This is a genomic window from Altererythrobacter sp. MTPC7, from assembly GCF_042851395.1.
GTDB lineage: Bacteria > Pseudomonadota > Alphaproteobacteria > Sphingomonadales > Sphingomonadaceae > CAJXSN01.
On the sequence record NZ_BTGS01000033.1, the window covers coordinates 1 to 4,894 of the forward strand.

Consider the following 4,894-nt stretch of genomic DNA (forward strand, 5'->3'; position numbering starts at 1 on the left):
AGCTCGTTACCTTTCGCATCGAGGATACCGCGACCAAGCTTTCCTCGAAGCCCGCCGTCATCAGCGCGCTCGAACTCGCCGCGCTCATGCGCGAGCTGCATTCACACGACGTCGGGCTCGACATCGACGCGAACGAATTCAGCGCGACTCCGATGAACTTCGAAATCAACGCCAATTCGCTCTCGATGGCGAACTTCACCAGCTGCTTCGACCACCGCGCCGAAGTGATCGAGGTTGTCGAGGAGGCGCAATTCCTCGGGCGGACGCTGCGCGTCCAGCGCCCCGAACCCACGGCGCCGATCACGATCGCGGTATCCGAACGTATCGCACTCGCACGGGATCTCATGATGGGGCCGGACCTGGCGGCCAAGGTCCTCTACGCGCTCGGCCGGGATAACGCCGAGCTTGGCGAGTTGACGCTCGAAGGCCTGCGCAACCTCCTGCAGGAGCCGAGCACCCATGATGCGTTCTGCGCAGCGAAGATCACCCCCGTCTATGACAGCCTGACCTATCTCGCTTTCACCGACTGCGGCGAACAGATCCCCGTAGTGGAGTGGGCGTTGTGACCACAGTTCTCCAAGACCATGCGCGCATCGAGATGCGCTGCCCCAATTGCGGGTCCGACGCTATCTGCAAGGATGCCTGGGCCACGTGGGACGAGACCAACCAGCGCTGGGAGCTTGGCGGCGTCCACGATCACGAGACCTGCATTGAATGCGAGCGCGAAGGCGACGATCACTTCGAGCGTATCGATCTGCCCCTCGATGGAGGGATGCCTGAACACTGCGTTTCGGGACTGGGTCGAGACTTGCAGCCTCACCCGGCCACCGGCGTCGAGCATTGCACGCACTGTTGTCCGATCGCCAATGGCGAACGGCAGAACGAAATGCCTTCGACCGACGACTAGCCTCACGCCGGATCGATATGGGAAGAGTGTCCGGCCCGAGCGCCGCGGCACCCTTTTCTCATGCCCGAATATCGGAGCACTGGCGGACCGCGGCAGCGCCGCGAACATGCGGTGCAGATAGAACTTCCGCCTCCCGCGACAAGCCCGTCCGCCACCATCGCCATGAGCACTCCGGCCATGCACGGGTCAAACGAAAATGGACCGACCGTGAAGGTGCTGCGCACCTTCCGCACCACTCGATCAATTTTCGTTTCCCCTCCGCTTCGCTCCGGTGACCCGCGCACCGCCGGAGCGCTGATTCATGGCATGGCGGACGAGCCGCCAACGACAGGAGGCAACCCATGTGCTACACCACGGAAACATTCGCGGCCGACACCGCCACGATCCGGCAGATAAACACCGAAACCATCGCGCTCGACGAGAAAACTCTCGAGGCGGAACGACGCTCATACCACAGCTTCTTCGACGTCCATGTCGTCCAGACCGAAGACGGATACATCCTCCTCGAGGAAGGCGATTACGGCGAACTTCCGATGCACCTCATCGACGATATCGTCTACACCGCCACCGGCAAGATGGACGACGAATACTGACCGGGCGGGGCGGCCGCCCGAGACCTCTCGGACGCCGCCCGTCAGGACGCCTGTTTCCGGCCCGCAGGCTCCATCGCTTCGAGCGCCTCGATCGCGTTCTTCGGCTTCACGCCGACGGCCAGTTCCAACAGTCTCACCGACCGCTCATGGCCGACCTTGCGGACCAGTCTCGCAAGCTTCTTTTCGGCCTCCTCCCTTTCCATCTGCGCGAGCTTCCTCTTGCGCTCGGCGACATCCTTTTCCGCAGCTTCCAGAGCCGCGCGCTCGCGCTCCACTTTCGATACCATTTGCACCTCCGCTTCCGTCTCGAATTGACCCGCAATCGATGGACCAATTGCGGGTCAATTCCGAGGCTTTTTTTGCCTGACGCTTTTGCGGTTTTCGCTGCTGGACAGGTAGTTGGTTTCAGGGCCATCCTCGCGAGCTTCGCCGCGAGGACCGCGCTCTATTGCGCTAGCTTCGTTTCGCGTCCCGGCTTCGCCAGGACGCTTCCTCAGCAAGCTTCACCGAGCCTGCGAAGACTGGTCCCCAGCCTTCTGGTCTCGGCCCTGCGGGTGACGATCGACGTGGACCTGCGGCCCACTCTTGTCCGCCCCGGGGATGAAAGCTTTCGCCCGCTGACGGGCATCAATTATCCCCCCCGCGCGGCCTGTGGCCGGCGCTTTCCGCTGGAAGAGCCAGACCTCCTGCGACTCCCACAAGACCTATACGCAGAAACATGACTGCCAAGTCCCTGATTTCAGCACACCGAACACGGCATGCCGTATAAATATGGGAAAAAGTGCAGTAGAATCGGCGCGCTTGTTCAATGCGGCGCTTGGCAGATTGGTAGCTACGGATACCTATCTGGTCCCTGCAAAGGACCAGCATTCCGGGACTTTGGGCGGCAGTTCTGAGATGTCCCATCGCCATATGGTCCCCATGTCCAGAAAAGCCGGACGCAGGGCCTTTCTCGACGGCAATTATGCGCGGCGCAAACTGCCGCTCAAAACGAGCGAATACTGCATCTGGGACACCGAACTTCCGGGCTTCGGAATGCGGGTCCGGCCCAGCGGCAACTATTTCTGGTTCGTTCGGCTCAGGCATCGCGGCAAGCACCGCAGGATCACGCTCGGAAAGACCGATGATGTCGATGCTGTACTGGCACGAGCGCAGGCGAGACGCTTGCTGGCGGAAGCCGCTCTCGACGGCCTGCCCAAGCGAGTGGCGATCGAATCGACCCCTACTATGAACGATTTCGTCACGACCCATTTCGATGATCTCGCAAGGGTCTGGAAACCATCGACCGCGAAGCGCAATGCGAATGCCTGGAGAATTGATCTGGCCGCGCACTTTGGCGATATTCCGGTTGCTGATGTTTCGAGGGCGGATGTCGTGCGCTGGCGCGATGCCTGCGCGGGCGAGAGGGAAGCGCGCTTCAATCGCGCGGTCCCTGTTCTTGCCTCCCTGCTCAAATATGCCGAGGCGCTGAGAATGCGCCGTAAGGGATCAAACCCTTGTCGCGGCATTCCGCGCTACAAGCGGCAGGCAATGGAACGGTATCTCAGCCCAAGCGAGTATGCGCGCATCGGCACCGAACTGCGCGCTTGCGAAAATGAAGCTCCCAAGCAGGTCGCGATTATCCGGCTGTTGCTCTACACCGGGGCTCGACGAAGCGAGATCGAAAAGCTGCGCTGGGAGTGGGTAAAGCCGCCGCGCCTTGTGCTCCCTGACAGCAAGACCGGACCCAAGATCATCTGGCTCAACAGTCAAGCGCTTTCGGTGCTGGGCAACATTGAGAGGCAAGACAGGTGCCCGTTCGTATTTCCCGATCACGCTGGCACCAAGCCCATCAACGTCGGCATGTGGTGGACCAGATTCCGTCGCCGCTGTGCGCTCCCCGATGTGCGCATTCATGATCTGCGGCACAGCTTTGCCTCGACCGCCATTATGGGCGATGTGCCTCTTGCGACCATCGGCAAGCTGCTTGGGCACGTTTTGCCCGAAACTTCTGCCAAATACGCCCACCTCGCTGACGAGTTCGTCGCTGACGCTGCGCAGCGCGTGTCAGGTTCGCTGGCATCCGCCATTGGTCTTCAAACATGACCGTGCTCGCGCTCAGGCAAGTGGTCGACGATGCGCTGGCCAAAGTTGGCGCGGACGTCAGTTTGATCCGCATTCCGAAGGGCAAACCGCGCACCACAACCTGGCTCGCCAGCGAGCACGGGTTAGGCATCCGTCACTACGCGTCGGGCAGGAACGTTTACATCGTGCAGACGCGGATGGGTGGCAAGCTGCGGACGGTGACGCTTGGGCCAGCGTCGGTCATCACGCGCACACAGGCAACGCAGGTGGCGCGGATGGTGCTAGCCCATGCGCGGACGGGTGAGAACCCGGCTACAAACCGCAAGCGGATACGCTCGGCTCCGCGCTATACCGACTTCCTCGACGAGTTTTGGCAAAAGTGGGCGCGGCGGTGGTCGGCCAAGACCTACGCCATTAACGGCAGCTATCGCCGCTTGTACCTCCAGAATGCGTTCGCGGAGCTCTGTATCGATGAACTCAACGAGGAGCATGTGACGAAGTGGTTTGCCGAGGTGAACCGGCAGACCAGCCCCGGCGCGGCTAATATGGCGCTCGGCTTGCTAAACCTGATGCTCAACAAGGCCGAAGCATGGGGTTACAGGCTGGAGAACACTAATCCGTGCCGCGTAGTTCGCATGAACCGCCGCCGCCACTGCGAGCGGTTTCTGACATATAAAGAGCTTGCACGCCTAGGGTCGGTGCTCGCACGAGCGGGCGACGGCGATCACGCCATGCGTTCGCTGGCAGCAAAAGCGGCAACGCTTCTTTTGCTAACCGGGTGCAGGCGCGGTGAAATCCTCGGCTTGCACTGGAGCGATATCCACGGGACGCGGATCAAGCTGCGCCACGGCAAGACCGGCCCCCGAATGGTCTGGATGGGGGACGAGGCGAGGGCTGTCATCGATACAATCCCGCGCCACAGGAAAATCCCATGGGTATTCTGGAATACACCTTATCGAAGGCCCATGCGCTCCATCGATGGTTTCTGGCGGCAGTTCCGCGACGAGGCCGGACTGCCTGGCCTACGGATCCACGATCTTCGGCACACATTTGCGAGCCATGCGGCGATGAACAAGGAAACGCTACCGATGATCGGGCGGTTGCTTGGTCATGCCACCGTTCAATCCACGGCGCGCTATACGCATCTCGACGATGGGCATGTGCTGGACGCTACTGAGCAGATTGGGACGGCGATTGAAAGAATGCTGGGTTGACCTACGAAGAGACGCTGGCGCGCTGCCCGGTTCCGAGTGCAGATTGGATGAAAGCCGCCATTCCGCTAACGACCCAGTTGCGTTTGTTAATGCAAACTGATTCTAATGCCCGCTTT

6 protein-coding genes are annotated in these 4,894 nt (G+C 61.0%); 5 read left to right on the forward strand and 1 reads right to left on the reverse strand.

Annotated elements, in window-relative coordinates:
* From ACGHJ7_RS14600 to ACGHJ7_RS14610, 3 genes are all read left to right on the forward strand, one after another.
* Positions 1–566: hypothetical protein (locus ACGHJ7_RS14600; RefSeq protein WP_390479144.1), on the forward strand; the 566-nt coding region annotated here is incomplete at its 5' end.
* Entirely contained in the window at positions 563–907 is a 345-nt protein-coding gene (locus ACGHJ7_RS14605) for a hypothetical protein (protein WP_390479146.1), read from the forward strand. The genes ACGHJ7_RS14600 and ACGHJ7_RS14605, both read left to right, overlap by 4 nt.
* Before the next feature lie 341 nt (positions 908–1,248).
* Complete coding sequence (locus ACGHJ7_RS14610; RefSeq protein ID WP_390479147.1) at positions 1,249–1,500, forward strand: hypothetical protein; 252 nt, start codon at positions 1,249–1,251, stop codon at positions 1,498–1,500.
* Positions 1,501–1,541: 41 nt separating this feature from the next.
* Here the strand turns inward: ACGHJ7_RS14610 and ACGHJ7_RS14615 are convergent, their stop codons facing one another.
* Positions 1,542–1,787: a hypothetical protein gene (locus tag ACGHJ7_RS14615; RefSeq protein ID WP_390479149.1), complete on the reverse strand. Its 246-nt coding sequence runs from the start codon at positions 1,785–1,787 to the stop codon at positions 1,542–1,544.
* 484 nt (positions 1,788–2,271) lie between these two features.
* On the opposite strand from ACGHJ7_RS14615, the gene ACGHJ7_RS14620 reads away from it, so the two are divergent.
* Both ACGHJ7_RS14620 and ACGHJ7_RS14625 read left to right on the forward strand, forming a co-directional pair.
* On the forward strand, positions 2,272–3,585 hold the full coding sequence (locus tag ACGHJ7_RS14620; RefSeq protein ID WP_390479150.1) for a tyrosine-type recombinase/integrase: 1,314 nt from the start codon (positions 2,272–2,274) through the stop codon (positions 3,583–3,585).
* On the forward strand, positions 3,582–4,778 hold the full coding sequence (locus tag ACGHJ7_RS14625; protein WP_390479152.1) for a tyrosine-type recombinase/integrase: 1,197 nt from the start codon (positions 3,582–3,584) through the stop codon (positions 4,776–4,778). Before ACGHJ7_RS14620 ends, ACGHJ7_RS14625 begins: the two co-directional genes overlap by 4 nt.
* Positions 4,779–4,894: the final 116 nt, after the last annotated feature.